This window comes from Kineobactrum salinum, assembly GCF_010669285.1.
GTDB classification, from domain to species: Bacteria; Pseudomonadota; Gammaproteobacteria; order Pseudomonadales; family Halieaceae; genus Kineobactrum; species Kineobactrum salinum.
Genome location: NZ_CP048711.1, coordinates 653,066 through 678,822 on the forward strand (window position 1 = coordinate 653,066; position 25,757 = coordinate 678,822).

Below are 25,757 nucleotides of genomic sequence, written 5' to 3' on the forward strand. Positions count from 1 at the left end.
TGACTTATGGATATCAATGACCTCAGAGGCATGGCCACAGCACTGATATTGCTTGCCTTCATCGGCCTGTGTGTCTGGGCCTACAGCAAGAAACGCAAAAAAACCTTCGATGAGGCCGCCAACCTGCCCTTTGCAGATGAAGACCAGGACCAGCCCAGCAAGCGGGAGGAGAGCGACAATGACTAGTTTCTGGAGCTACTGGATCATCGGTCTCACCAGCCTGTTCCTGGTCGGCATCTCGTGGATACTGCTGGCCAACCGCCGGCGTGACGAGACCCAGACCGACCAAACCACCGGTCATGCCCACGACGGAATCGAGGAATACGACAATCCGCTGCCCGCCTGGTGGTTCTACCTGTTTGTCATCACCATTGTCTGGTCCATTGCCTATCTCATTGTCTATCCGGGCATGGGCAACTATGCGGGCCTGATCGGCTGGACCCAGGAGAAACAGCACGCCGGGGAAGTCAGCGCTGCGGAGCAGCGCTACGGTGAACTGCGCAGTCGTTACCTGGCAATGCCGGTGGAGGAGATCGCGCAGGACCCTGCTGTGCGCAAGATGGGAATGCGGATATTTGGCAACAACTGTGCCCAGTGCCACGGCGCCGATGGCAAGGGCCGCTTCGGTTTTCCCAATCTGACCGATGACGACTGGCTCTACGGCGATTCTCCGGACGCGATCAAGACCAGCGTAACGCAGGGGCGCCGTGCGGCGATGCCTGCCTGGGGGATATTCTGGGGGACGGGGGTGTCACTGCGGTGACGGAATATGTGCTGTCGCTCAACGGCAAATCAGAGGACGGAGACCTGGCCGCCGCGGGTAAGGTTCATTTCGACACCTACTGCATCGCGTGCCATGGGCCCGATGGCGCCGGTAACAAGGCCCTGGGGGCGCCCGATCTGGGCAATGGTATCTGGCTCTATGGCGGCAGCCGGCAGCAGATTGCGCACAGTGTACGCAGGGGGCGCAATGGAGTAATGCCGGCCTTCCAGGACAGCCTGAGCGAGGACAAGATTCACATTCTGGCTGCCTATGTCTACAGCTTGAGCCACTAAAGCGCAACCCCGCCGGGACCCCTGTCCCGGCGGCGCCAGTCCCGACCCTGCCAGAGCGACATCACGGTATGACAGACAAAGACCTGATCGATATCCAGGAGATCGCCCCCGCCGAGGTGGCTGAACTGGACCTGTATCAGCGCCGCGAAAAAATCTACACCCGCCGCATCGAGGGTTTTTTTCAGCGGCTGCGGCTGTTCACCGGCTGGCCGCTGCTGATCGGCTATTTCCTGCTGCCGTGGCTGCAATGGGAAGGGCGCCAGGCTGTTCTGTTTGACCTGCCAGAGCGCAAATTCCACATCCTGGGGCTGACTTTCTGGCCCCAGGATTTCCCGCTGCTGGCCTTCCTGTTGATCATTGCCGCCTTCGCGCTGTTTGCGGTGACAGTCTGGGCCGGACGCCTGTGGTGTGGCTACACCTGCCCCCAAACGGTCTGGACCAGTATCTTCATGTGGCTGGAGCAACGCACCGAAGGTAGCCGCAACCAGCGCATGCGGCTGGACCAGGCACCCTGGACGCTGCGGAAACTGACGCGCAAGCTCATCAAACACGGGGCATGGCTGGCGGTGGCCTTTGCCACTGGTGTCACCTTCGTCGGTTATTTCTATCCGATGCGGGAGCTGCTGCCGGATCTACTCACATTTTCCAGCGGCAAATGGGCACTACTGTGGACCCTGTTCTTTACGCTCGCCACCTACATTAATGCTGGCTGGATGCGTGAACAGGTGTGCATCTACATGTGTCCCTACGCACGTTTTCAGTCGGTCATGTTTGACCAGGACACACTGATCGTGTCCTATGATCCAGGGCGTGGCGAGCCGCGGGGATCCCGCAAACGCGATATCGACCATCGCGCTCGGGGTCTGGGTGACTGCATCGACTGCAAACTCTGTGTCCAGGTCTGCCCTACCGGTATAGACATCCGGGAGGGCCTGCAATACGAGTGCATAGGCTGCGCCCTGTGCATTGACGCCTGCAATTCGGTGATGGACAAGATGGACTATCCCCGCGGCCTGATTCGCTACACCAGCGAACATGAACTGCAGGGAGGAAAAACACGCTGGCTGCGGCCGCGCATCATAGGGTACCTGCTGATGCTGTGCCTGATGATCGGCCTGTTCAGTTACCGGGTCACCAGCAGGGTCCCACTTGAATTGACCGTTATCCGCGACCGCAGCGAACTCTACGTCGAGACAGCCGACGGTCAGATAGAGAACATCTATACTCTGAGTTTGGTCAATATGGATGAGTCGGTGCACGAATTTGAACTCAGCGTCAGTGGCATTGCCGATGCCACCCTGATCGGCGAGCGTCTGCACAGGCTCGACGGCGGCGAAGTACGCAGCATCACCCTGCGGGTCCAGGCCGCGCCGGAACAGCTGTCGAAGCCGAGTACGGCCATCGAGTTCCAGGCCCGGGCCACCGATGCAGAGTCGCTGCGCACCGTATCCGAATCACGTTTCATGAGGCCACTGTGATGTATCCCGATGCCGCCACTGATACCAGACCCTGGTTCCGCCAGTTCTGGCCCTGGTTCCTGATCGTCCTCCCCAGCGTGGTGGTAATTGCGAGCTTCTATACCCTGTATCTGGCGATACTGCACTCCGACGATCTGGTGGTGGACCAGTATTACAAGGACGGACTGGCCATCAACCGACAGCTGGAGCAAAAGCAGCGCGCGGCAACGCTGGGTATAACCGCCCGTTTTACCATCACGCCACAACAGGCCACGGTCGAGTTGGCCGGCCCTGTGGCCAGCCCGACGCTGGAACTGGCTTTATCCCACCCGATGGAAGCCGACCGTGATTTCGGTATCGTGCTGCAACAGGTGGCTCCGGGGATCTACAGTGGAGTGCTGGACACGCCGGTCAGAAGCCGCTGGCACTGGCAGTTGCGGGATCCGGACGATCCGACATGGCATCTCGACGGCGTCCTGAGTGCTGCGGACCTGCTCGACGCGGACTCAAGCTGAGCGTGGCCCGTTGATGACCGCCACCCAGGCCTGTTTTCACTGCGGCGAACCCCTGCCACCCGGCACTACACTCACTGCGATGATCGACAATATCCCGCAGCCGGTGTGTTGCCCCGGTTGTCAGGCCGTGGCCAGGCTCATTGCCAGCTCGGGCATGACCGCCTTCTACCGCCAACGCACAGCCTTCAATCAGCGGCCTGAGCCCCCGGCCGGGGAAACCGGCGAACATTACCAGCTGTACAACGACCCGGCCCTGAAAACCCTGTACTGCACAGCAGTGGACGAGCACAGGGAGCGGGCCCGGTTACTGCTGGGAGGCATCAGTTGTGCCGCCTGCACCTGGCTGATCGAACAGAGCCTGCTGGGACAGCCGGGGATTATCGATGCCCAGGTCAATCTGCAGCAACAACGGCTGGATGTTCTGTATGATCCCACCGTACTGCAACCTGCTTCACTGTTTGCCCGCGTAGAGGCACTCGGCTACAGTGCGCAACCCTACCAGCACGACGACCGGCGGGAGCTGCTCGAGCGCGAATACCGGAGTGAGCTGCGACGCCTCGGCGTTGCGGGCCTGGGCATGATGCAGGTGGGGATGTTTGCCGTGGCCCTGCACGCCGGTGAAATCCAGGGGATAGCGCGGGAGTACGAAAGCCTGCTGCGAATGGTCAGCCTGCTGGTCGCCAGCTTTGTCGTGGGATTTTCGGCGCGCCCTTTTTTCACCACCGCCTGGCGTCACTTGCGCCACGGCGCACTGGTGATGGACCTGCCGGTGGCAATGGCGATAGGCCTGGCCTGGAGCGCCAGCGTGTGGGCCACGCTGACTGGCACGGGACAGGTGTATTTCGATTCAGTGGTGATGTTCAGCTTTTTCCTGCTGCTGGGACGGTTTCTGGAGAAACGGGTGCGGCGCCGGCATGATCTCGCCGGCCATGAAGCCGAGCAAGCGCTGCCAATGGCGGTCACTGCCTGGCGGGACCAGCGCTGGCAGCGCCTGCCCCGCCGTCTGCTGGCGGTGGGCGATCGCCTGCGCGTGAAGGCCGGTGAAACCATTGCAGTCGATGGCCAAATCGAGAGCGGGTGCAGCGCAGTGCGCGAGGACAGCTTCAACGGTGAGCACCTGCCGCGAACCGTGGGGCCGGGTGACCCCGTATTCGCCGGCACCATCAACCTGGAATCGGCAGTCGAACTGAGCGCCGATACGCTGTATCACGGCAGCCGCCTGGCTGCCCTGCAACGCAGCGTCGAACTGGCCACTCGACGCAAGCCCCGCATCGCCCGTCTCGCTGACCGCGTCGCCAGCTGGTTTGTCGCTGCCATCCTGCTGATTACCTCGGGCACCGCGCTGGTCTGGAGTCAACTGGCACCCGAGCAGGCATTCTGGATCAGCCTGTCAGTGCTGGTCATCAGTTGCCCCTGCGCGCTGGCACTGGCGACACCGGCAGCACTGACAGCGGCTGCCAGCGGCCTGCGCCGCAGTGGCGTGATTGTACACGGCGACAATGCCCTAGAATCACTGGCCCGGGCCACCATACTGGTATTCGACAAGACCGGCACGCTGACCGAGGGCAAACTGCAGCAGCAGGATCTGGTGTACTGCGACACCCTCGATACCGCTGCGTTGCAAGCGCTGGCGGCGGGCCTGCAACAGTATTCGAATCATCCCGTGGCCCATGCTTTCGATGGCGTGGTTCCGGTCGACGGTGTCAGCGATGTCACAACCGTGGTCGGCGCTGGCGTCGAAGCACACTGGCAGGGCCACCGCTACCGCATGGGCAGTACCAGCTTCTGTCGGGAACTGGCACCCGGGCTGGGCGCGCCCCCTGCCACTGCGCTGTACTGGGTGGCCCTGTGTAGCGAGAACCGTCCGCTGGCCTGGTTCGGGCTGCGGGACACCTTGCGGCCGGAAGCGAAGTCGCTGGTAGCCCAGGCTCGCAACGCAGGCCTGCAACTGGCGCTGCTGACCGGAGACAGCTCCGCAGCCGGTCCGGCACTGGCCGTAGAGCTGGGCATAAGCGAAGTCGCTACCGGCCTGTCACCCGAGCAGAAAATGGAACAGGTGCGCAGCTGGCAACAGCGGGGTGAAATAGTGGCCGCGGTAGGAGATGGACTCAATGACGCTCCGCTGCTGGGACTGGCTGATGCCTCCTTTGCGGTAGCCAACGCCACCGACCTGGCCAGGGCGCAGGCGGATTTCGTGATCGACAGGCAGGATCTGCACGCCGTCGCCCGCAGCCTGCGCCGGGCGCGCCACTGCCGCAGGGTGATTATACAGAACCTGGGCTGGGCGTTGATCTACAATGGCAGCGCAATACCGCTGGCGGCGCTGGGCCATGTACCCCGTGGGCTGCGGCACTGGGCATGTCGCTGAGTTCGCTGCTGGTGGTGCTGAATTCACTGCGCCTCAATCGCGCTCCTTCCTGAGACACTGCCGTGGATAGCCTGTACCTGCTCATACCCGTCGCCCTGATCTTCTGTGTGATCGTGATCAGGCTGCTGCTGTGGGCCATTGACAATGGCCAGTACGAGGACCTCGACAAAGAGGCCTGGCGCATCCTGGCCGACGAGCGTCAAACAGAGCAGGACAAGCAGCGCGAGCGCGAACAGAACCCGACACAGGACCAGCATGATCACTGAGCTGGTCAGCGCCTTCGGACTGGGACTGGCCGGCGCCGGTCACTGCCTGGGGATGTGTGGAGGAATAGCCGCCGCGCTGCAATTGGGCGGTGGCCAGGGTACGGGGATGACTCTGGCCTATCACGGGGGCAGGCTCACCAGCTATACGGTGCTGGGCGCTGCCCTGGGTCTGGCGGCCGGCAGTATCGATATCGCCGCCTGGACCATCGGCCTGCGCTACCTGGCCGGCATCCTGCTGGTCGCCATGGGCTGCTATATCGCCGGCTGGTGGCATCTGCTGCAATGGCTGGAGCGGGGCGGTGCCGTGCTGTGGCGGCCGGTGCAGAAATGGACAGGCTCACTGCTGCCACTGCGTCACCCCGCTCAGGCCGCGGTGCTGGGCATGTGTTGGGGGTTGATGCCCTGCGGCCTGATCTACAGCAGCCTGGCCTGGGCCGCCACCGCCCAGGATTACCGGCTGTCGGCACTGATGATGCTGTTTTTCGGCTTGGGCACCCTGCCCGCGATGCTGGCGACCAGTTTCGGCGCCGGGCGCGTACAAGCGCTGCTGCGGCGCCGCGGCTTGAAAGCTCTGATCGGTCTGCTGCTGATCTGCGCGGGGCTGTGGTCGCTGTATACTACCATTGCTCACCACAGCCATCTCGGTCACTGATGCCGGACAGCTGGGGCGGCCGTGCGATACCGGCCTGCCATCAAACCCAACCACAGCAGCAACAGGCCCGCCAGAATACCGGGAAGGCCTTCATACACTGCGTTGTGCAAACCCAGGTAACGCCACAGCAGCGCGACCGCCAGCCCCACCACCACAGCCAACACCGACAGCGACTGGGCGGGCCTGTGGCCCAGGCTCAACACCACAAGCAGGGGAGCCAGGGCGCTCGCCATGCCCGACCAGGAGAGTATCACCAGATTGAAGACCGACTGCTGGTTGAGCAGCGCCCAGGCCAATGCCAGTACGCAGATGCCGAGGGTGGCGAACTTGATCAGCAGTGTACTGCCAACCCGGCCGGGTAGCAGGTCGTGAGTCAGCGCGGCGGAACAGCTCAGCACCAGCGAATCTGCGGTAGACATCGTAGCGGCAAAAATACCCGCCAGCACCAGCCCCACCAGCACTGGAGGCAGCAGTTCCACCGCCATGGTGGGCAGCGCCAGTTCGGCATCAAACTCCGCACCGTGGCTCAGGTAGATCCGCGACAACATGCCCACCCCGGTGGCAAGACTGTAGAACGCCGTAAACCACAGGTAGTACCAGAGGCGGGCCCGCACCATGCTGTCATTGTTGTCCAGGGTCATGAAACGAACCATGACATGGGGCTGACCGATCACTGACAGGCCGGCAAACAGCCAGCCCAGCGCGAACAACACTGCACCGGCCAGGCCCGGCAGGACCAGGTCATCGGGTGCCCAGTCCAGAAAACCGTCGATTGCCGCCATTTGCTGCAGCGCACTGTCGACCCCTCCTACCGAGAGTACCGCCACTACCAGCAGCAGGGCCATTGCCACCACCATTACCATCGACTGCGCCGCATCCGTCCAGATCGAGGCGCGAATGCCTCCGGCAAAGCAGTACAGTGTCACCATGATGGCGCCGAGCACTGCGCCGAGCCAATCGGGCCAGCCGAACAACACATGCAGGGCCTTGCTGCCGGCAACGAGTTGGGCGCTGGCATAGGCCAGCAGAAACAACAGCGAGATAACACCGATGAGGCGCTGCAAGCCCGGCTGTCCGGCGCCGTACCAGTTGGCGAGGACGCCGGCATAGCTGACCTCGCCGGTACGGGCCGTGGCCGCCCGCAGGCGATGGTGAATCAGCATGGAGGCGATGAAGTCACCCGCAATCCAGCCTATCATCAGCCAGATTGAGGCGAGACCGGTGGCGTAGGTGTAGCCGATAACGCCGATGAACATGTAACCACTGTTATTGGTCGCTACCGCGGACAAACCCACCAGCCAGGGACGGACACTGGCGCTGGCAAGGTAGTAGTCCTCCCGTGTGCCGCGACTCAATCTGGCGGAGGACACGCCGATCAGCGTGAACAGCAGCAGGAAAACCAGAAAGGAGAGAATCATTCGCTTACCGTCGTATCATCCCCGACGCCGGTTGGCGTTAACCCACAGACTGCCCGGATTCAGGACGCGAGGCAGATCGCCCGGCCGTGATCGTGCGGTTCCACCAGCGAGGCGTGCAGGCTTTTGATCGCCATGTCATAGTCGTGGTCGTTGACCACGAACTGCATATCCACCTGCCGCATGGACTGATGAATGGCCAATACGCTGACGTCGTGCTTCGACAGCGCGCCGACCGTGCGGGCCAGGATACCAGGCACTTGCATATCGCTGCCTATCGCGGAGACGATCGCCACCTTCTGCTGCCTGATTTCCGCTTCTGGATAAATCTCCGCCAACGCAGTCTTGATCCGCTTGACGGTCTTCAGGTTGGTGTCGAGGTAGTGGGTCACGGTATTGGCATTGATGTCCTTGGCCACGACATGGGCCTTGAAGCGCTGAATCACGCGCAGTATCTCAGTATCGTAGCGACCGACGATGCCCGCCATGTCCTGGTCAAACAATTCCAGCGCGTAGACCCCGCGGCAACCGGCAATGATTTCGACACAGGCTGTATCGCTGATGTAATCGCCGGTGATAAGGGTGCCGGCGTGCTCCGGCTCGAAGGTGTTCTTGACCCGCAGGGGAATACCGTTCTGGCGCAGGCCCTTTGCCGCCTTGGGATGTATTGCCTCCATCCCGAGGTTGGCCAATTGGTCGGCGACATCGTAGTTGGTGCGCCCGATGGGGACCGCGTTATCCTCCCCAACCAGTCTGGGGTCAGCACTGCTCAGGTGAAACTCCTTGTGGATCACCGCCTCCCGGGCACCGGTGAGTACAGCGATCCTGCTGAAGGTCATCTCGCTGTAACCGCGGTCGAAGTTGGTGATCAGGCCTTCGCTGCAATGCGCATAACCGGTTACCACCGGCAGTTCGGAGTCCAGGTCGATGTTGGCAAATTGCTGCCGGATGCAATCATCCAGCGTCAGGGTCTCGGTCGACTGCCAGCCGGTGAGATCGACAAAACGCGCGTTGATGCCGTCGTACTGCAGCAGCCTGGCCATATTCCAGGCGCTGTGCGCTTCGCCCACACTGGACAACATCTCGCGCACGGTGACCAGGTGGTCGTCCACCGAAAAGTGGCCATGGCCACAGAGGCTGTGCAGGTCATTGAGGCACTTGGCGGCATTGTCCAGGCGCTCCCCTATGAAGCGGTTCGCCTCCTGCAGGCCTTCCGGGCCGGTGAACAGGCTGGTGTTGACTGCGTACATGTCCGCACGCACCACCTCCAGGGCCTCTTCCCAGCTCCGGTCCTTGAAACTGCTGGCGAACATCCCATAGACGCCCGGCTTGCCATCCTTCTTGCGCTCCAGCAACTTGTCGGTCATGCCACCGTAGGCGGACACCACAAAGGCCCGCTGATAAGGCGTGTCCCCGTTGCGCTGGCCAAAAACAATGCTGTCCCTGACCGCGGCATAATTGCTCATCGACGTGCCGCCGATCTTTTCTACTGTGTGTTTGTTCACTGTCCCTCCCGGACTTTGATTCGCTCGTCTGCGCACCAGTTCTGGGATTGTGTGGCGCTCTCCATCATTACCGGTTGACTGCCTGCCCATCGGTGCGCCTCAGGCCGTCACCGTTTCGGCTGTAAGCTCGTAGGCACCGTCGGCATTGTGGACTTCCTTGCCATGCAACGGCGGATTGAAGACACAGGCCATCTTCATCTCGCTGGTCGCACGCAGCATATGCTCATCGTGCTGGTCCAGAATGTAGATCGTGCCCGGTTTGATCGGATAGCGTTTGCCATCCGCCAGGGTTTCAACCTCACCTTCTCCGGACATGCAGTAGACCGACTCCAGATGATTCTGGTAGTGCATGCGGAAATCCGCGCCTGCATATATCGTCGTAATATGGAACGAAAAGCCCATATTGTCATCGCGCAGCAGCAGGCGGGTGCTGTCCCAATTACCACCGGGATCAACAATCTTGCGGCCTTCGCCGGCAGCGGTTTCCAGGTCTCTTACGATCATTGAATAGTCCTCACAAAATGAATTCACGGAAGCGCGCGGGATAGACGCGGCTCACACTGCCTTGCTGAATTTGTCGTCGTCCGAGACGCTGTAGTCCTCCTCGAAGTAGTCTACTTCTTCGGGAATACTGCCCTGCGCGGCACAGGTTTCAGCTACAGCCTGTTCCACGATGTCGATGCCCCGTTTCAGGTTTTCATCAGAGATCGTCAGCGGGCACAGAAACTTGACCACATGGTTGTCGGCGCCGCTGGTTTCAATCATCAGGCCTTTCTGAAAAGCCTTGCGGGTAATCTTGCCTGCGATTTCGCCGTTGACACAGTTGATGCCCTGGAACATGCCGCGGCCGCGGGTAGTGAAGTTGCCCTCACCGTATTTTTCAACAATGGCTTCCAGGCGCTTGGAAATATAGCGTCCCTTGGCCTGCACTTGCTGGGCGAAACTGTCGTCCGACCAGTATTCGTTGATCGCCGCAGTCGCAGTTACAAAAGCCATGTTGTTGCCGCGGAAGGTACCGTTGTGCTCGCCGGGCTTCCACTGGTCCAGCCCGGGCTTTATCAGTACCACTGCAAACGGCAGTCCGTAGCCGCTCAGGGACTTCGACATGGTCACGATGTCGGGTGAGATGCCCGCTTCCTCAAAACTGAAGTAGGCGCCAGTGCGGCCACAACCGGCCTGGATGTCATCCACTATCAACAACACGTCGTGCTTGCGGCATACTGCCTCCAGGTTGCGCAGCCACTCGAAGCTGGCCGCGTTGATGCCGCCCTCGCCCTGCACTGTTTCGACCACTACCGCGGCCGGGAGATCGACCCCGCTGCTGGAGTCGGAAAGCACCTTGTCCAGATAGGCCGTGGTGTCCACCTCATCGCCGAGATAGCCGTCATAGGGCATGCGGCTGCTGCCATTAAGGCTGACTCCCGCGGCTCCGCGGTGGTGTGAGTTGCCGGTAGTGGCCAGCGAACCCAGACTTACGCCGTGGAAACCATTGGTGAAGGAGATAATGTTCTCGCGCCCGGTTATGTTGCGGGCCAGCTTCAGGGCAGCCTCAACTGCGTTGGTACCGGTGGGGCCGGTGAATTGCATCACGAACTCAAGACCACGCGGCTTCAGGATCTTCTCATTGAAGGTGTCGAGAAACTCGGCCTTGGCCCGGGTATGGAGATCAAGGCCGTGGCTGATGCCGTCTTCTTCGATATAGGCGATCAACTTTCGCTTGAAGGCCGGATTATTGTGGCCATAGTTCAGTGTTCCTGCTCCGGCCAGGAAGTCCAGGTATTCATGGCCTTCCTCGTCATAGAGAAACTCGCCCTTGGCGCGGTGAAAAACACGCGGAAAAGTGCGGGCATAGCTTTGTACTTCCGATTCGATTTCTTCAAAAATTTTCATTGTGGATTCCCTGGCTGATGAATTGAGTAGGGTGAATTTCCAGCCGGCATGAGCCGGCGGCACGATCAGTGGGCAACAGCCCGCAGCGCCGGTCGCGGCAGCGGCCCGATGCGAACCAGCATCTCGGTATCATGGCTGCGCTCGAAGTGCAGCTCGCGGTCAAACATGACTGATTGCCGGACCTCGGCACCGCGCTTGCGTGCCAGCCCCTCGAACAGGGCCCAGGACGCATCGTTGTCCCGGGTAATGGTGGTTTCCAGGTAGTCGATATCGCTGTTGCCGTCGCGGTCCAGGATATGGGCCAGCATACGCCCGGCCAGACCCTGGCCGCGGCCTTCTTCGCTGACCGCCACCTGCCAGATAAAGAGAGTGCGGGGCTGTTGCGGCACCCGGTAACCGGAGATAAACCCCACCACCGTGCCGTCGAGTTCGGCAATCACGGAGGTCGACGAGAAATGGCTGCACTGCAGCAGATTACAGTAGGCCGAATTCACGTCCAGCGGCGGGCATGCCTCGATCAGACGATGGACCGCCATGCCGTCATTGTCGCGGGGAGGTCGGAGAACCAGTTGGCTTGCCATAATCACTTTCACCTCTAATGTTTAGAAGGCTACGCATTATAACGGCAATTGGGCAGAAAATAAACCGCAGATATCGCCTTGATTGCGGAGTTAATGCACTTTGTCAATTTCTGACAGGGCTTTTTGTATTTTGTTTTCTAATCAATTATAGTACGGCTGTTGGTATTCAATCGTCAGACCCGGCAGACAATGGTCCGGGCCGACATACCGGGAAACCGGGGAGGACATACGCTATGCAGGCTGTTTCCACCAAACGGGACGCTCTCGTGTACCGGATCGATGAGGTGCTGGTAGCCCTGCGCCGGGTAATCCGGGCCACCGACCTCCATTCCCGTCACCTGGCCAAGACCACGGGCCTGACTTCGCCCCAGATCCTGCTGCTGCAGACCATCCGTGACCAGGGGCAGGTGACCATTGGCCAGCTCGCCACCGACATCAGCCTCAGCCAGGCCACAGTGACCTCGATCCTTGACCGGCTGGAGAAACGCGGGCTGGTGTACCGCGAGCGGTCCTGCACCGACAAGCGTAAGGTGCACGCACACCTGACCAATGCCGGCATGGAGGTACTCAAGCATGCCCCGGTACCGCTGCAGGAGCAGTTCACCCGCGAATTCGGGGAGCTGGAAGAATGGGAGCAGGCCATGATCATTTCCTCGCTGCAGCGCATCGCCGGAATGATGGACAAGGGGCAGCTCAGCGCCTCGTCGGTGCTCGACATCGGCATTCTGGAAGACTGCCCGGCGGATCCGGCCGAAGACCACCGTCAGCGTCAGGCTGTGGGGGAATAGACCGGGCGCCAGGGCTGCGGAATTTACCTCACCGCGCTTCGCGTCTACAATGCGCAACCTTGACAGCCAGCGGACACTCCCGCTTTCCAGGTAATGGGGTAAATGAAAAAATACGATTACGATGTTCTGGTCATAGGCAGCGGGCCGGCTGGCGAAAGCGCTGCGTTGAACGCCGCCAAGCACAACAAGCATGCCGCCGTGATCGAGGACCGGCCGATGGTCGGCGGTGGCTGCACCCACAAAGGCACCATCCCTTCCAAGGCCCTGCGCCACGCAGTCAAGCAACTGATGCGCTTCAACACCGGCAAACTGTTCCGGGAGATCGGCCACAGCCGGCAGATACCCTACCCCACCGCGCTGTCTGCGGCCGCAGGTGTGATAGAAAAACAGGTGGAGATGCGCAGCAAATTCTACGCCCGCAACGGGATTGACCTGCATCTGGGCACGGCGCGCTTCATCGACGCACATACTGTCGCGGTTCTGCAGAAGGACGGCAGCACCGAACACCTGAGTGGCCAGGACATCGTAATTGCCACCGGTTCCCGCCCCTATCGCCCACAGGATGTGGATTTCGATCATCCCCGAATCTACGACAGCGACACCATACTCGACCTGAAACACACGCCCCGCAAGATCCTGATCTACGGCGCCGGCGTCATCGGTTGCGAATACGCCTCCATTTTCAGTGGCCTGAGCATCAAGGTGGAACTGATCAACAGCTTTGACAACCTGCTGGCCTTCCTCGACGATGAGATTTCAGTCGCGCTGAACTACCATCTGCGGGACCGGGGCGTGATGGTGCGCCACAGGGAAGAATACGAACGGGTCGAGGCCACGGAAAACGGCGTGATATTGCACCTGAAGTCGGGTAAGCACCTGCATGGCGATGCGCTGCTGTGGTGCAACGGCCGCACAGGCAACACCGACGCGCTCAATCTCGCCGCGGTCGGCCTGGAAGCCGACGAGCGGGGCCAGCTGCAGGTGGACAACCACTACCAGACCAGCGTGCCGAACCTCTATGCGGTGGGTGATGTCATCGGCTGGCCCAGCCTGGCCAGCGCTGCCTACGACCAGGGGCGCTCCGCCGCGGCCGTGTCGCGGGGCAAAGAAGTCACCCGCTTCGTGGACGATGTCCCCACCGGCATCTATACCATTCCGGAAATCAGCTCTGTGGGCAGGACAGAACGGGAACTGACTGACGCCCGTGTCCCTTTCGAGGTCGGCCGCGCATTTTTCAAGGACACCGCCAGGGGCCAGATTTCGGGCGAAGATGTGGGCATGCTGAAAATCCTGTTCTGCCCCGAAACCCTGCGCATCCTCGGGATACACTGTTTTGGTGCAGAGGCCACGGAAATTATCCACATCGGCCAGGCCATCATGAAACAGGAGGGCACGGGCAACACCCTGCGCTACTTTATATCCACCACTTTCAACTACCCGACCATGGCTGAAGCCTATCGAATCGCCGCCCTCAATGGCATCAACCGGCTCGCGTCCTATTGACACTCCCTGCGCCCTGCTCTGGTCCACCCTGGCGCTGATGACCCTCCTCGTCCCGGTGAGTCACGGGGCCGCCGACGACACCCGGCTGCGCTACTCCCGGGCATCACCTTCGTGGCTGCAGGCAGTGGGGACGCTGCGTGTTCCGGGTCTGAAACTTCGCGATGGCTACCCCCGGCACCACACCGAGCACTGCAGCGCCACACTGGTCGGCGGCGACGCGGACAGCGCCAATACCATTGTCACCGCCTGGCACTGCCTGGAGTTCTACCGGGATCTGAGCCATCGCATTGTTTTCACGCTGCTGCCCGCGACCGACCAAGCAATAGCCATCGAGGCCCTGTTGCTGGCCGATGGCGGGGGTATGCCCGCCGACTGGGCGGTACTGCGTCTGCGGCAAGCGGTGCCCGCCTCACAGGTGCGCGCGCTGCGGCCGCATCCTGGACAGCCCGATCCGGACAGGCCGATCATCATGGCGGGGTATTCACGGGACGCGGGGATCGGCGCCAGCGGCACGGCGCTCAGCTATGATCCGGACTGCCGGATTACCGGGGCGGGCGACCGTGTCAGCCGCGACAGCAATTGCCGGGCGCACAAGGGCGCCTCCGGCGGCGCGGTGATTCAGTTGTCGCCTGGCGGCGAACCGCTGTTGAGCGGAGTCGTGTCGGAGGGCGATGGCGCCGGCATCAGCCGTTTTGTGCCGGTATCGGTGTTTCGCAGAAACCTGCCTGGCAGGGTAACCGCCGCCCCGCACGGCGATTGAGCGCATCCGCTTTAACCGGTCTCCGCCACTCCCCTGCCCGGCCGTTCGCGGCCGCTTTGCTGGCGCGCCGGCGGCTGGGCACCAACATGCTGCTCCCCGCGCGCGGCTGCGAGTTCAACCTGTTTCTGGCGCTCGGCAAACCGGACCTTCTGCTCGCTGCTCAGGTGCTGGTAGCAGTGGGGGCAGCAGACGCCGTGCTGGTAATGCGGGGAGTCCATGTCACTGTGGGTTATCGGGTGCCTGCAACCATGGCATTGCTCGTAGTGCCCCTTCTCCAGCCGGTGATTGACCGCCACCCGGTTGTCGAAGACGAAGCACTCGCCCTCCCAGGTACTGTCTGCTTCCGGGATCTCCTCCAGGTACTTCAGCACACCACCCTGCAGGTGGTAGACCTCCTCGAAACCCTCGCTCAGCATGAACGCAGAGGCTTTTTCACAGCGTATGCCGCCGGTACAGAACATCGCCACCCGGCGATGCCGGGCCGGGTCCAACTGCTCCCGCACGTAACGGGGAAATTCGCGGAAGGTGGTGGTACGGGGATCGACGGCACCACGGAAACTGCCGATATCGCATTCGTAATCATTGCGGGTATCGATAACCAGCACCTCGGGGTCCTCGACCAACGCATTCCATTCCTGTGGTGTAACATAGGTACCGACCTGCCGGTTGGGATCGATTCCCTCGATTCCCATGGTGACTATCTCCCGCTTGAGCTTCACTTTCATCCGGTAGAAGGGTGGGGCCTGGTCCACCGATTCCTTGTGTTCCAGTGAGGCCATCCGCGGATCGGCACGCAGCCAGGCCAGCACCGTATCCACCCCCGCGCGCGAACCGGCGATAGTGCCGTTGATGCCCTCACTGGCCAACAGCAGCGTGCCCTTGACCCCGGCGGCCGTGCAGACATCCAGTAGCGGCTCCCGCAATGCCTGGTAGTCGTCCAGGGTAACGAACTTGTAGAGCGCGGCAACAATGGTCCCGGTCATGCCGTTCAGCCCGCCCTGTCCGTCTTGCTGCCGCCCAGGCAATCGGGTGAGGCCGGTACGGCGGTTGCCCGCTCGCGCCACTCATCCGGTGAATAGGTGTGCAGGGCCAGCGCGTGTACCGGTCCCTGCAACTGTTCCGCCAGCAGCTGGTAGACCCGCTGGTGGCGCGCCACCTTGCGCTCGCCGGCGAACAGTTCACTCACCACCACCACCCGGAAGTGGGTTTCCGAATCGGGGGGGACACTGTGCATATGGCTCTCGTTGGCCACATCCAGATGTAGAGGGGCCAGGGCCGTCTCGAGTTGCCGCTGGATGGAATGCTGGATGGAATGCTGGATTGACATGAAAAGCCTCCGGAATTCGGCGCAATATTATACTCGAATGGGGCGAATTGCGGTAGCTGCGCCCGCAGGGATTGCCCCCTACAAGCCCCGTTTCACCCGATCGAGCAAGACCATCAGCTGCTCCACCTCACTCAGCTCAAGATGACCCAGCAGCTTGATGATCCACTGCTCGTGCTGCTGTGCCATCTTGCGGAAACTGCGTCGGCCCTTGGGCGTCAGCTTGACCATGAAGGTGCGCCGGTTGTCCGGTACCGGACTGCGGTCCACCAGGCCTTCACCCACCAGTTGCGCGGCGATACCGGAGACATTGCCCCCCGACACCATCATCCGCCGCGACAGATCCCCCATGGTCAGGCCCTCCGGCACCCGCTCCAACTGGGCCATGAAATCAAACCTGGGCAGCGTGGTGTCAAATTCCTCCCGCAATGCGCTGCGCAGGCGCGACTCTATAAGGCTGGAACAGGTCAGCAGCCGCAGCCAAAGCTTGATAGAGTGGTGGTCGTCCTCTTGCAGACGGGTTTCCTGATCCATACAGACCACTTGTGGCAGCTCGCTCATGGGACTCCAAAGCAAACATTTTAAACATAAAATGTTTGCGTTATAATGGGCAATCGCTTTAAGCTTAAACGAATGCCAACCGACTGGCGAATAATTCCGGCCCTCGCGGGCGAATTGCAGGGAGACTGATATGAAAATCGTATGTCTGGGCGGAGGCCCCGCCGGTCTGTATCTGGCCATTTCCATGAAGCTGCGCGACCCAGCGCACGATGTCGCAGTGTACGAGCGCAATCGCCCCGACGACACCTTCGGCTGGGGTGTCGTGTTTTCGGATCAGACGGTAGAGAATCTGCGTGCCAATGATCCGGCCAGCGCCGAAAAAATCGTTGGCGAGTTCATCCACTGGGACATGATCGACTGTTTCGTCAAAGGCGAACTCGAACGTTCGGATGGCCACGGCTTCATTGGCCTGGGTCGCCGCCGGATGCTGGAGATCCTGCACCAGCGTTGCCGCGAGCTGGGCGTGGAGCTGCACTTTGAACGGGAATTCTCCCCTGAGGAGATCGATACCACCTTCGCCGATGCCGACGTGATCGTCGCCGCCGACGGCCTCAATTCCAAAATCCGCAATGCCGACCTGGACACCTTCGCCTGCGACATCGATGTGCGCCCCAACAAGTTCGTCTGGCTGGGCACCAACCAGACCTTCCGGGATGCCTTCACCTTCATCTTCGAGGAGACCGAACACGGCTGGATCTGGGCCCATGCCTACCAGTTCGACGAAACCACGTCCACGTTCATTGTCGAGTGCAACCCGGACGTCTACGACGCCCTGGGCTTTGAACACATGAGCCAAGACGAAAGTGCGGAAACCTGCCGCCGGATCTTCGAGAAGTATCTCGGTGGCCACCCGCTGCTGACCAACTCGGCCCATATCCGCGGCTCCGCCTGGATCAACTTCCCCTATGTACTGTGCCGCAACTGGGTCAAGAACGACCGCATCGTACTGATTGGCGACGCCGCCCACACCGCCCACTTCTCCATCGGCTCCGGCACCAAGCTGGGACTGGAAGACGCGATCTCGCTGGCCGATCACCTGACCACCGACCGCTCCATTCCCGAGGCCCTGCACGCCTATCAGGCGGAGCGCGAAATCGATGCCCTGCGGTTACAGAACAGCGCCCGCAACGCGATGATCTGGTTCGAAAATGCGCCCCGCTACATCCGCGCCTTCGACCTCAAGCAGTTCAACTACTCGATGCTGACCCGCAGCCAACGGGTCAGCCACGAGAACCTGCGCCTGCGCGACAGGGAATGGCTGGAGGGCATGGAAAAACACCTCGCCAAGCGTGTGCTGGGGCCCGATTTCGACGAGGCCGTACCGCCCATGTTTCTGCCCTACACCCTGCGCGAAACCGAGCTGATCAACCGCGTGGTGGTATCGCCGATGTCGATGTACAGCGCGGTGGATGGCCTGCCCGACGACTGGCACCTGGTGCACTATGGCGCGCTGGCCAAGGGCGGCGCCGGCCTGGTGTATACCGAGATGACGGATATCTCGCCGGAGGCCCGTATCACTCCCGGCTGCGCCGGGCTGTGGAACGATGCCCAGGAAGCGTCCTGGAAGCGGATCGTGGATTTCGTCCACAATCACACCCAGGCGAAGTTCGCACTGCAACTGGGCCACGCCGGTGCCAAGGGTGCGACCAAGGAACCCTGGAACTGGGACCCGGCGATTCTCGACGAGCCGCTGCCCGAAGACCAGCAGTGGCCTCTGGTGTCGGCCAGTGCGATTCCCTACGACAGCTACAGCCCGGTGCCCCAGGCCATCACCCGGGAACAGATGACGCAGGTCAGGCAGCAGTTTGTGGAATCCACCCTGCGCGCCGCGCGGGCGGGCTTCGATGTGCTGGAGTTGCACGCCGCCCACGGCTATCTGATTTCCGCCTTCATTACCCCGGTGCTCAACAAGCGCGATGACGAGTACGGCGGCAGCCTGGAAAACCGGCTGCGCTACCCACTGGAAGTGTTCCGCGCGATGCGCGAAGTGTGGCCCGCGGACCGGCCCATGTCAGTGCGCATATCAGCGCACGACTGGATGGGCGACGAGGGCAACACCGAGGCCGATGCGCTGGCCATCGCCCAGGCCTTCAGCGACGCCGGTGCCGATATCATCGACGTTTCCAGCGGCCAGGTTTCCCACGCCGCCAAACCACTGCCCGGGCGCATGTTCCAGACGCCGCTGTCGGACCGCATCCGCAACGAGGGCAACATTGCCACCATGGCGGTGGGCAATATCTACGAGGTGGATCACGTCAACAGCATTATCGCGGCCGGCCGTGCGGACCTGGTCTGCCTGGCCCGGCCCCACCTGGCTGACCCCAACTGGACCCTCCGCGCCTCGGCGGAGATGGGCCACCGCGGCATCGGGGTAGCGGAACAGCGCCAGTACTTCATGGGATACCGTCAGTTGCACGTCAATCTGCAGCGCGCGCGGGAAAATGCGGCAGATCAATAAAAGACGGAACGTCAAAGACTGACCAACAAGGGCCGGAGCAATGAAACACGCACTGATCACCGGCGCCGGCAGCGGTATCGGCGCCGCCATCGCCACCACGCTGGCCGCCAATGACTACCGAGTCAGCCTGCTGGGGCGCCGCCTCGAAGCACTGGAAGCCACCGCTGCGGACATTGCTCCCGGCGACAACCGGCAGTGCATCGTTTGCGACGTCACCGTCGAGGACAGCGTCACGCAGGCCTTTGCGCAGGCGGAGGCCGGCTTTGGCGCCATCGACGTGCTGGTCAACTGCGCCGGTTCTGCGCCCACCGCACCCTTCCACAAACTCAGTGCCAGCGCCTGGCAACAGGTGATGGATGTCAACCTGAACGGTGTGTTCCACTGCTGTGCGCAGGTGGTCGGCGGCATGCGCGAGCGCAATGCCGGCCGCATCGTCAACATCGCCAGCACAGCGTCGCTGAAGGGCTATGCCTATGTCAGCGCCTACTGTGCCGCCAAGCACGCGGTGCTGGGCCTGACCCGGGCGCTGGCACTGGAACTGGCGCAAAAAGGCGTTACCGTCAACGCGGTCTGTCCCGGCTATACTGACACCGATATCGTTCGCAACGCAGTCACCACCATCGTGGCCAAAACCGGTCGCAGCGAAGCGGAAGCCCTGCGCCAGTTCACCGCCACCAATCCCCAGGGGCGACTGATCGAACCCGGCGAAGTGGCCGATACGGTGCTCTGGCTGTGCTCGGACTCGGCGCGCTCTGTCACCGGCCAGGCCATCTCCATCAGCGGCGGCGAAACCAGTTAGCTGGGGCCGCCTTGTCCCCCAACCAGAGAAACAGGAACAACCCATGCACAATACGCCACTGGCCGCCTACCAAGCCCAGCATTTTTTGTGGGCAGTGGAGGACGGCGTCGCCACCATTACACTGAACCGACCGGAGCGCAAGAACCCGCTCACCTTTGATTCCTATGCGGAATTGCGCGATCTGTTCCGGGCCCTGGTCTACGCCGATGATGTTCATGCGGTGGTGGTGCGCGGGGCCGGCGGCAACTTCTGCTCCGGTGGTGATGTCCATGAAATCATCGGCCCCCTGACCGAAATGAACATGAAACAGTTGCTGGCGTTTACCCGCATGACCGGCGATCTGGTCAAGGCGATGCGTGCCTGCCCGCAACCGGTAATCAGCGCGGTGGAAGGCGTCTGTGCCGGCGCCGGCGCCATTATCGCGATGAGCAGCGACCTGCGCTATGCCGCCGCCAATGCAAAAGTGGCCTTCCTGTTCAACCGCGTCGGCCTGGCCGGCTGTGACATGGGTGCCTGCGCGATCCTGCCGCGCCTTATCGGCCAGGGCCGTGCCAGCGAATTGCTCTACTCCGGACGCTCGCTGAAGGCGGAAGAAGGCGAGCGCTGGGGCTTTTTCAACAGCGTCAGCGACGACCCTTACGCAGCCGCGATGGGCATGGCCCGGGCCATCGTCAAGGGCCCGACCTTCGCCAACGGCATCACCAAGACCCAGCTGCAGCAGGAATGGAACATGTCGGTGGACCAGGCCATCGAGACCGAGGCCCAGGCCCAGGCGCTGTGCATGCAGACGGAAGATTTCCGACGCGCCTACAATGCCTTTGTGGCCAAGCAAACCCCCGTATTTGAAGGCAACTGAGGCGAGCACAATGAGCGACAAAAGCTACCTGCAATGGCCCTTCCTGGAACCGCAGCACCGGCAACTGGAGGCAGCCATAGATGATTGGGCCCGGCAGAAGGTCCCGGCCCTGGTGGCGCATGAGCACGAGGACCTGGACGGCACCTGTATAGGTCTGGTACGGGCGCTGGGCGAGGCTGGCTTCACCCGCTACGCCGTGCCTGCCAGCGGTGGCGGCAAGCTGGAAAAACTCGATGTGCGCAGTCTGTGCCTGATCCGCGAAACCCTGGGCCGGCACCACGCGCTGGCGGACTTTGCGTTCGCGATGCAGGGCCTGGGCAGCGGGCCGATTTCCCTGTTCGGCAGTCCGGAGCAACAGCAGCGCTTCCTGCAGCCGGTGGCCGCCGGCACTGCGGTGGCAGCCTTCGCACTGTCAGAACCCGAAGCGGGCTCGGACGTGGCGGCGATGACTTGCGAGGCGGTTGAAGATGGCGACAGCTATATCATCAACGGCGACAAGACCTGGATCTCCAATGGCGGTATCGCCGATTTCTATACGGTCTTCGTCCGCACCGGCGAAGCTCCCGGGGCCCGCGGCATCAGCTGTTTTATCGTCGAGGCCGGCACGCCCGGCTTTGAAATTACCGAGCGCATCGAACTGATTGCTCCGCATCCGCTGGCAGCGCTGCGGTTCACCGACTGCCGCATTCCCAGGGCCAATCTGGTGGGCGAGCCGGGCCGCGGATTCGGTATCGCGATGGCAACCCTGGATGTATTCCGCTCCACTGTCGCCGCCGCTGCGCTGGGGATGGCGCGCCGCGCGATGGACGAAACCCTGGCCCATGTCAGGCAGCGCAAACTGTTCGGTGGCACCCTCAGCGACCTGCAATTGGTACAGGGCAAGCTGTCGGACATGGCCCTGGCCGTGGACAGCAGCGCGCTGCTGGTCTACCGCTCCGCCTGGACCAAGGACTGCGTCGCCGACCGCGTTACCCGCGAGGCGGCCATGGCCAAGCTGCAGGCCACCGAATCTGCCCAGCAGGTGATCGACGCCGCCGTGCAACTGCACGGTGGCAAGGGCGTCACCAAGGGCAATATCGTCGAATCCCTGTACCGGGATATTCGCGCGCTGCGCATTTATGAGGGGGCATCTGAAGTGCAGCAGACCATCATCGCCCGTCAGGCGCTGGCCGCATTCATGGCTGAAGCCTGACCAGAGCCAACCCTGCGCCCCAGGCGCAGGGCAGGAACACACTACCAGCCTGTCAGGCGGCCTGCTCGGCGGAGGATGATGGCGGGGTCTGCGCCATGAGCTCGGCGAAGGCCCTGTTCTCGTCATCCGCCAGCGCTGCGCTGCGCCATTGTGCCACAGCATCCGCATCTACCTGCTCCGGTTGCTGCTCAATGCGCTCCAGCATCGCCTGCATCTGGCCGCTGGTGCGGGCCCGGGTGTCGCCGTAGCCCTTGACCAGCCGGCCACATTCGGCCAACTCCAGCGCCAGTGCCTGGCCGCTGTCACCGGGCCGTGCCGCAGCGGCTTTCAATGCCTGCAACCAGCGCCCGATCAGCGCATGTTCGTGCTGGTAGCCCAGACTCGCACGGCGCCAACGGCGCAGTCCGGCCAGCGTACGCAGGGTCAGGTATACCGCCAGCGTGTTGGTGCGCAATTGCTTGCCACCGGTAAACAGGTTGAGGAAACGGCAGCAGGTAGAGGACCCCAGCACCCAACGGCCCAGGCGCGCCGGCAGTATGGCCGCCATCTCCTCCACCCGCGGACGGAAGAACTCGGTGACGTGAAACAGCTGGTCATCCTCGGCCCGCACCTCGCTGCGGACCTTGTCCATGCGACTGGCGCGGGTCTTGAACTGGGCTACCCGGGGGATGTCCTCGAAGCACATCCACAGCGCCAGATAGCGAGCGCTCTCGCAGGTCAACTCGTAGTCATTGTCGCCGCGGTCCAGCGCCAGCAGCTGCTCGATCTCGTCCAGATACTGGTCGGCATAGGCATAGTCCTGGTAATCAACCAGTTTGGCCAACGCGTGATACACCACCTCGTGGCAGGAGACAGGAAATGCCTGCAACCGGCCCAGCAGGCGTTCACCTTCGGCACTGGCCGCCGCGGGTAACTTGAATGGGGCATCTGCCGCCGGTGACGCCTGCGCCGGGACAAACTGTTCCACTCCTCGTTCTGCGCCCTGTTCCCCACCGCGGTTGCTGGCGCGCTGGTAGCTGGCCTCGAACGCGGCCATATTGCTGGCCACGGCCTTGCCGGTGGATGAAATCACCGCTTCGTAGCTGGACTTGTCGAAGGGCAGTACGCCGGCCCCTGCCAGCGCCCCCAACAGTACCGAAGAGATCACCGTGCCGTGCTCGTTGGCCAGTGTCAGCATGTCGTAGTGGATGTAGTCGCGGGCATAGCGCCCTGCCACTTCCTGTAGCGCCAGCGCATCGACTATGCCGTCACTGAGGTGTTCCTTCTCGGTAATGCCGTAGACCCGGTGGTCGGATGCAATCAGGGTAGTCCGCTGCGGCGTAATGAAGCCGCGCTGCACCATGCGCCCTGCCTCGGCGACTTCCGAGGCGATGGCGACGTCTATATCCCCCTGGGCGGGGAACAGCGACATCACCGGCTGGACACCCTCGGGCAATTCACTGCGCGGAAACATTTCCAGATAATAGATGGTTGCGCCGGTGCGCTGGGCCACCCCGGCCAGCGAGGTCGACTGGCACAGCCAGCCCTCGCGGTCGGCAACGTCGATGATCCAGTTGGTGAGTACGCCGCCGCCCTCGCCGCCAAGCGCGGCGATGACCATGTTGATGGTTTGCGTAGCAGCTGTCACAGGCTTCTGTTCCTTTCCTTGCGTTGATCCCGCTGCTGCAACCAACCGATCACCGAGTGCCGCATCCGGCCCAGCAGGCGGTCCATCCGGCTGGGGTTGTACAGCAGGTCTACCCGGGAGAAGGAGGGGCAGAGAATCGCGGCATGGGCATTGGCGCCGCAGACCCCGCAACCCACGCAACTGTTGTCGACATAGGTCACCGGATCCTTGCGCAGCGGGTCCGGGTTGGGCTTGATGGTCAGTGAAGGACAGCCGGAAATCCGGATGCAGGCGTGATCGCCGGTGCAGGTTTCGGCGTCCACCATGAAGCGCGCGCGCACCGTGCGCTTGCCGTCATCGATGGACTTTTTCATCAGCGGCTTGATCCGGCGCTGACGGTTGAGCATGCACTCGCCCTCGGCGATGATGACCTTGAGCCCTGGCGTCGAGGTGGTCAGCGCCTCCTCCAGCGTGTCCTTCATCGTATCCACGCTGTAGGTGCTGACAGTACGCACCCATTTCACGCCGGCGCCGCGGCAGGCCGCATCGATGGACTGCGCATCATCCCGGCTGGGGGCATCGGCATCGATCGTGGTGGCGATGATATTCGGCTCTACCAGCGATGGAATGTCCTGGCCACCGGTCGCCGCCGCATAGCCGTTGTCAACGATGATCAGCACGCCGTCGTGCTTGTTGAATACCGCACTGGTGACCCCGCTGGTCAGGCCATTGTGCCAGAAACCGCCGTCGCCCATGATGCTGATGGACTTGTGCGGCAGACTGTGCCGAATGCCAGAGGAACTGGCCAGCGACAGACCGTAGCCCATGATGGTGTTGCCCAGGTTGAACGGCGCCAGGGTCGCGAAGGAATGGCAGCCGATATCGGAGCTGATATGAAACGGCCCCAGTTCCCGCTGCACCTGTTTGATCGCCGAGAACAGCGGCCGCTCGGGACAGCCGGTGCACAGACCCGATGGCCGCGGCGGCACGTTGCTCAACAGGGCCTCGTGGTCGGCATCGGTCAGCGGGCTGCGCAGCGCTTCGACCTCCTCGCGGGAAAGCCGCAGGCTGATACTCGGCAGTGCAGCGGCTTCCAGGAAGCGGGTCAGGCCTTCCAGCGTGACCTGGCCGGTATACTCCCCCGCCATCGGCATGATGTCCTTGCCGTAGATCCGGGTTTGCACATCGGCCCGCCGCAGCGCGGTATGAATACCCTGTTCGATGTATTCCGGCTGGCCCTCCTCCAGCACCAGCACCTGCTGCTTGCCGACACAGAACTGGACAATTTCGTCGGGAACCAGCGGATAGGCGACGTTCATTACATACAGCGGAATGTCAGTCTGGCCGAAGGCGTCGGCAAGACCCTGCCGTTGCAGCGCCCGGATCACGGTATTGTAGGAACCGCCCTGGACGATGATACCCAACTGCTCATGTTTGCCGGGGAACCATTCATTGAGCTTGTGTTCTTTGATGAAGGCTATCGCCGCCGGCAATCGCTCGGCGATTTTCTCGCGCTCCTGGGCATAGACATTGGGCGGCAGAATGATTTTCTCGGGTTCGCGATGCGGCACCACCGGATTGCGGTTACTGAAACGCGGCGGGATATTGTCTTTCGCAACGAACTCCCCGGTCACATGGCAGCCGCGAATACGCATCATGTAGAACAACGGCGTGTTGCTGGCCTCGGACAGCTGGAAGCCCTTCTCCACCATGTCGACGATGCTGGGCAGATTGGGTCGGGGGTCCAGCAGCCACATCTGCGCCTTCATCGCGAAGGCATAGGTCCGCTCCTGCATGATGCTGGAGCCCTCGCCATAGTCTTCGCCGACAATCACCATGGCGCCGCCCACCACGCCGGAGGAGGCGACATTGGACAGTGCATCGGACGCCACATTGGTGCCGACCGTCGACTTCCAGGTCACCGCGCCACGCAACGGATAGTTGATGGAGGCGCTCAGCATCGCCGCCGCCGTGGCCTCGCTGCCGCTGGTTTCGAAGTGTACCCCCAGTTCACCGAGAATCTCGCGGGCGTCGTTGAGCACATCCATCAGATGGGAGATGGGCGAGCCCTGATAGCCACTGACATAGGACACTCCCGACTGCAACAGCGCCTTGGTAATCGCCAGGATGCCCTCGCCCTTGAACAGCTCGCCGTCACCGGCGCGCAGCTTCAGTACTTCCTTTGCAAACGAACGTTCAGCCATC

General features: G+C 62.1%; 25 protein-coding genes. 15 read left to right on the forward strand and 10 right to left on the reverse strand.

Annotated elements, in window-relative coordinates:
• Positions 1-6 precede the first annotated feature (6 nt).
• The 8 genes from G3T16_RS02900 (at position 7) to G3T16_RS02930 (ending at position 6,314) form a co-directional block, all read left to right on the forward strand.
• Complete coding sequence (locus tag G3T16_RS02900) at positions 7-186, forward strand: cbb3-type cytochrome oxidase subunit 3 (RefSeq protein WP_163493751.1); 180 nt, start codon at positions 7-9, stop codon at positions 184-186.
• Positions 179-763, forward strand: a complete 585-nt coding sequence (locus G3T16_RS02905) for a cbb3-type cytochrome c oxidase N-terminal domain-containing protein (protein WP_332102851.1) — start codon at positions 179-181, stop codon at positions 761-763. Before G3T16_RS02900 ends, G3T16_RS02905 begins: the two co-directional genes overlap by 8 nt.
• A complete protein-coding gene (locus G3T16_RS22695) occupies positions 760-1,056 on the forward strand; it encodes a c-type cytochrome (protein WP_332102852.1) in 297 nt (98 codons plus the stop codon). The genes G3T16_RS02905 and G3T16_RS22695 overlap by 4 nt, the downstream gene beginning before the upstream one ends.
• 68 nt (positions 1,057-1,124) lie before the next feature.
• On the forward strand, positions 1,125-2,534 hold the full coding sequence (ccoG, locus tag G3T16_RS02910; RefSeq protein WP_163493752.1) for a cytochrome c oxidase accessory protein CcoG: 1,410 nt from the start codon (positions 1,125-1,127) through the stop codon (positions 2,532-2,534).
• On the forward strand, positions 2,534-3,028 hold the full coding sequence (locus tag G3T16_RS02915) for a FixH family protein (protein WP_163496938.1): 495 nt from the start codon (positions 2,534-2,536) through the stop codon (positions 3,026-3,028). The genes ccoG and G3T16_RS02915 overlap by 1 nt, the downstream gene beginning before the upstream one ends.
• A gap of 13 nt (positions 3,029-3,041) precedes the next feature.
• Complete coding sequence (locus tag G3T16_RS02920; RefSeq protein WP_197911864.1) at positions 3,042-5,396, forward strand: heavy metal translocating P-type ATPase; 2,355 nt, start codon at positions 3,042-3,044, stop codon at positions 5,394-5,396.
• 62 nt (positions 5,397-5,458) lie between these two features.
• Positions 5,459-5,662 carry a cbb3-type cytochrome oxidase assembly protein CcoS gene (gene ccoS / locus G3T16_RS02925; RefSeq protein ID WP_163493753.1) on the forward strand — a complete coding sequence of 68 codons (204 nt, stop codon included), beginning with the start codon at positions 5,459-5,461 and terminating at the stop codon, positions 5,660-5,662.
• The gene (locus G3T16_RS02930) at positions 5,652-6,314 is read left to right on the forward strand and encodes a sulfite exporter TauE/SafE family protein (RefSeq protein ID WP_163493754.1); all 663 of its coding nucleotides are present in this window, start codon (positions 5,652-5,654) and stop codon (positions 6,312-6,314) included. The genes ccoS and G3T16_RS02930 overlap by 11 nt, the downstream gene beginning before the upstream one ends.
• Here the strand turns inward: G3T16_RS02930 and G3T16_RS02935 are convergent.
• From G3T16_RS02935 to ectA, 5 genes are all read right to left on the reverse strand, one after another.
• Positions 6,308-7,732, reverse strand: a complete 1,425-nt coding sequence (locus tag G3T16_RS02935; protein WP_163493755.1) for a sodium/proline symporter — start codon at positions 7,730-7,732, stop codon at positions 6,308-6,310. The genes G3T16_RS02930 and G3T16_RS02935 overlap by 7 nt on opposite strands.
• A 59-nt stretch (positions 7,733-7,791) precedes the next feature.
• Positions 7,792-9,234 carry an aspartate kinase gene (locus tag G3T16_RS02940; RefSeq protein WP_163493756.1) on the reverse strand — a complete coding sequence of 481 codons (1,443 nt, stop codon included), beginning with the start codon at positions 9,232-9,234 and terminating at the stop codon, positions 7,792-7,794.
• A 99-nt stretch (positions 9,235-9,333) separates the two neighbouring features.
• The gene (locus G3T16_RS02945; protein ID WP_163493757.1) at positions 9,334-9,738 is read right to left on the reverse strand and encodes an ectoine synthase; all 405 of its coding nucleotides are present in this window, start codon (positions 9,736-9,738) and stop codon (positions 9,334-9,336) included.
• Between the two features lie 51 nt (positions 9,739-9,789).
• Positions 9,790-11,124 (reverse strand): diaminobutyrate--2-oxoglutarate transaminase, encoded by a 1,335-nt coding sequence (gene ectB / locus G3T16_RS02950; RefSeq protein ID WP_163493758.1) that lies wholly within the window; start codon positions 11,122-11,124, stop codon positions 9,790-9,792.
• A 65-nt stretch (positions 11,125-11,189) separates the two neighbouring features.
• Positions 11,190-11,705, reverse strand: coding sequence for a diaminobutyrate acetyltransferase (gene ectA, locus G3T16_RS02955; protein WP_163493759.1), 516 nt, complete (start codon positions 11,703-11,705; stop codon positions 11,190-11,192).
• A gap of 233 nt (positions 11,706-11,938) precedes the next feature.
• On the opposite strand from ectA, the gene G3T16_RS02960 reads away from it, so the two are divergent.
• The 3 genes from G3T16_RS02960 to G3T16_RS02970 all read left to right on the forward strand — a co-directional run bounded on the left by G3T16_RS02960 (position 11,939) and on the right by G3T16_RS02970 (position 14,756).
• Entirely contained in the window at positions 11,939-12,493 is a 555-nt protein-coding gene (locus G3T16_RS02960; protein ID WP_163493760.1) for a MarR family winged helix-turn-helix transcriptional regulator, read from the forward strand.
• A gap of 102 nt (positions 12,494-12,595) precedes the next feature.
• Positions 12,596-13,996: a Si-specific NAD(P)(+) transhydrogenase gene (gene sthA / locus G3T16_RS02965; protein ID WP_163493761.1), complete on the forward strand. Its 1,401-nt coding sequence runs from the start codon at positions 12,596-12,598 to the stop codon at positions 13,994-13,996.
• Positions 13,968-14,756: a trypsin-like serine peptidase gene (locus G3T16_RS02970; RefSeq protein WP_163493762.1), complete on the forward strand. Its 789-nt coding sequence runs from the start codon at positions 13,968-13,970 to the stop codon at positions 14,754-14,756. The genes sthA and G3T16_RS02970 overlap by 29 nt, the downstream gene beginning before the upstream one ends.
• An 11-nt stretch (positions 14,757-14,767) precedes the next feature.
• Here G3T16_RS02970 and trhO read toward each other — a convergent pair whose 3' ends face one another.
• The 3 genes from trhO to G3T16_RS02985 form a co-directional block, all read right to left on the reverse strand.
• On the reverse strand, positions 14,768-15,739 hold the full coding sequence (trhO, locus tag G3T16_RS02975) for an oxygen-dependent tRNA uridine(34) hydroxylase TrhO (RefSeq protein ID WP_163493763.1): 972 nt from the start codon (positions 15,737-15,739) through the stop codon (positions 14,768-14,770).
• Positions 15,740-15,744: 5 nt separating this feature from the next.
• Positions 15,745-16,083, reverse strand: coding sequence for a BolA family protein (locus tag G3T16_RS02980; RefSeq protein ID WP_163493764.1), 339 nt, complete (start codon positions 16,081-16,083; stop codon positions 15,745-15,747).
• A gap of 78 nt (positions 16,084-16,161) precedes the next feature.
• Positions 16,162-16,641: a MarR family winged helix-turn-helix transcriptional regulator gene (locus G3T16_RS02985; protein ID WP_163493765.1), complete on the reverse strand. Its 480-nt coding sequence runs from the start codon at positions 16,639-16,641 to the stop codon at positions 16,162-16,164.
• A 130-nt stretch (positions 16,642-16,771) separates the two neighbouring features.
• On the opposite strand from G3T16_RS02985, the gene G3T16_RS02990 reads away from it, so the two are divergent.
• Genes G3T16_RS02990 through G3T16_RS03005 form a run of 4 tightly spaced genes read left to right on the forward strand, consistent with a single transcriptional unit; the run spans position 16,772 to position 21,946 of the window.
• The gene (locus tag G3T16_RS02990) at positions 16,772-19,099 is read left to right on the forward strand and encodes a bifunctional salicylyl-CoA 5-hydroxylase/oxidoreductase (protein WP_163493766.1); all 2,328 of its coding nucleotides are present in this window, start codon (positions 16,772-16,774) and stop codon (positions 19,097-19,099) included.
• A gap of 40 nt (positions 19,100-19,139) precedes the next feature.
• On the forward strand, positions 19,140-19,898 hold the full coding sequence (locus G3T16_RS02995) for an SDR family NAD(P)-dependent oxidoreductase (protein WP_163493767.1): 759 nt from the start codon (positions 19,140-19,142) through the stop codon (positions 19,896-19,898).
• 43 nt (positions 19,899-19,941) lie between these two features.
• On the forward strand, positions 19,942-20,754 hold the full coding sequence (locus G3T16_RS03000; protein ID WP_163493768.1) for an enoyl-CoA hydratase family protein: 813 nt from the start codon (positions 19,942-19,944) through the stop codon (positions 20,752-20,754).
• Between the two features lie 10 nt (positions 20,755-20,764).
• Positions 20,765-21,946, forward strand: coding sequence for an acyl-CoA dehydrogenase family protein (locus G3T16_RS03005; protein ID WP_163493769.1), 1,182 nt, complete (start codon positions 20,765-20,767; stop codon positions 21,944-21,946).
• 52 nt (positions 21,947-21,998) lie between these two features.
• On the opposite strand, the gene G3T16_RS03010 is transcribed toward G3T16_RS03005, so the two are convergent.
• Positions 21,999-23,573, reverse strand: coding sequence for an indolepyruvate oxidoreductase subunit beta family protein (locus tag G3T16_RS03010; protein WP_163493770.1), 1,575 nt, complete (start codon positions 23,571-23,573; stop codon positions 21,999-22,001).
• Positions 23,570-25,756, reverse strand: a complete 2,187-nt coding sequence (locus G3T16_RS03015; protein ID WP_163493771.1) for an indolepyruvate ferredoxin oxidoreductase subunit alpha — start codon at positions 25,754-25,756, stop codon at positions 23,570-23,572. The genes G3T16_RS03010 and G3T16_RS03015 overlap by 4 nt, the downstream gene beginning before the upstream one ends.
• Position 25,757 lies beyond the last annotated feature (1 nt).

Coding starts and splice junctions, on each gene's coding strand:
- G3T16_RS02900 (WP_163493751.1), top strand. CDS start 7: ATGGATATCAATGACCTCAGAGGCATGGCCACAGCACTGATATTGCTT.
- G3T16_RS02905 (WP_332102851.1), top strand. CDS start 179: ATGACTAGTTTCTGGAGCTACTGGATCATCGGTCTCACCAGCCTGTTC.
- ccoG (WP_163493752.1), top strand. CDS start 1,125: ATGACAGACAAAGACCTGATCGATATCCAGGAGATCGCCCCCGCCGAG.
- G3T16_RS02915 (WP_163496938.1), top strand. CDS start 2,534: ATGTATCCCGATGCCGCCACTGATACCAGACCCTGGTTCCGCCAGTTC.
- G3T16_RS02920 (WP_197911864.1), top strand. CDS start 3,042: ATGACCGCCACCCAGGCCTGTTTTCACTGCGGCGAACCCCTGCCACCC.
- G3T16_RS02930 (WP_163493754.1), top strand. CDS start 5,652: ATGATCACTGAGCTGGTCAGCGCCTTCGGACTGGGACTGGCCGGCGCC.
- G3T16_RS02935 (WP_163493755.1), bottom strand. CDS start 7,732: ATGATTCTCTCCTTTCTGGTTTTCCTGCTGCTGTTCACGCTGATCGGC.
- G3T16_RS02945 (WP_163493757.1), bottom strand. CDS start 9,738: ATGATCGTAAGAGACCTGGAAACCGCTGCCGGCGAAGGCCGCAAGATT.
- ectB (WP_163493758.1), bottom strand. CDS start 11,124: ATGAAAATTTTTGAAGAAATCGAATCGGAAGTACAAAGCTATGCCCGC.
- ectA (WP_163493759.1), bottom strand. CDS start 11,705: ATGGCAAGCCAACTGGTTCTCCGACCTCCCCGCGACAATGACGGCATG.
- G3T16_RS02960 (WP_163493760.1), top strand. CDS start 11,939: ATGCAGGCTGTTTCCACCAAACGGGACGCTCTCGTGTACCGGATCGAT.
- sthA (WP_163493761.1), top strand. CDS start 12,596: ATGAAAAAATACGATTACGATGTTCTGGTCATAGGCAGCGGGCCGGCT.
- G3T16_RS02970 (WP_163493762.1), top strand. CDS start 13,968: ATGGCATCAACCGGCTCGCGTCCTATTGACACTCCCTGCGCCCTGCTC.
- trhO (WP_163493763.1), bottom strand. CDS start 15,739: ATGACCGGGACCATTGTTGCCGCGCTCTACAAGTTCGTTACCCTGGAC.
- G3T16_RS02980 (WP_163493764.1), bottom strand. CDS start 16,083: ATGTCAATCCAGCATTCCATCCAGCATTCCATCCAGCGGCAACTCGAG.
- G3T16_RS02985 (WP_163493765.1), bottom strand. CDS start 16,641: ATGAGCGAGCTGCCACAAGTGGTCTGTATGGATCAGGAAACCCGTCTG.
- G3T16_RS02990 (WP_163493766.1), top strand. CDS start 16,772: ATGAAAATCGTATGTCTGGGCGGAGGCCCCGCCGGTCTGTATCTGGCC.
- G3T16_RS02995 (WP_163493767.1), top strand. CDS start 19,140: ATGAAACACGCACTGATCACCGGCGCCGGCAGCGGTATCGGCGCCGCC.
- G3T16_RS03000 (WP_163493768.1), top strand. CDS start 19,942: ATGCACAATACGCCACTGGCCGCCTACCAAGCCCAGCATTTTTTGTGG.
- G3T16_RS03005 (WP_163493769.1), top strand. CDS start 20,765: ATGAGCGACAAAAGCTACCTGCAATGGCCCTTCCTGGAACCGCAGCAC.
- G3T16_RS03015 (WP_163493771.1), bottom strand. CDS start 25,756: ATGGCTGAACGTTCGTTTGCAAAGGAAGTACTGAAGCTGCGCGCCGGT.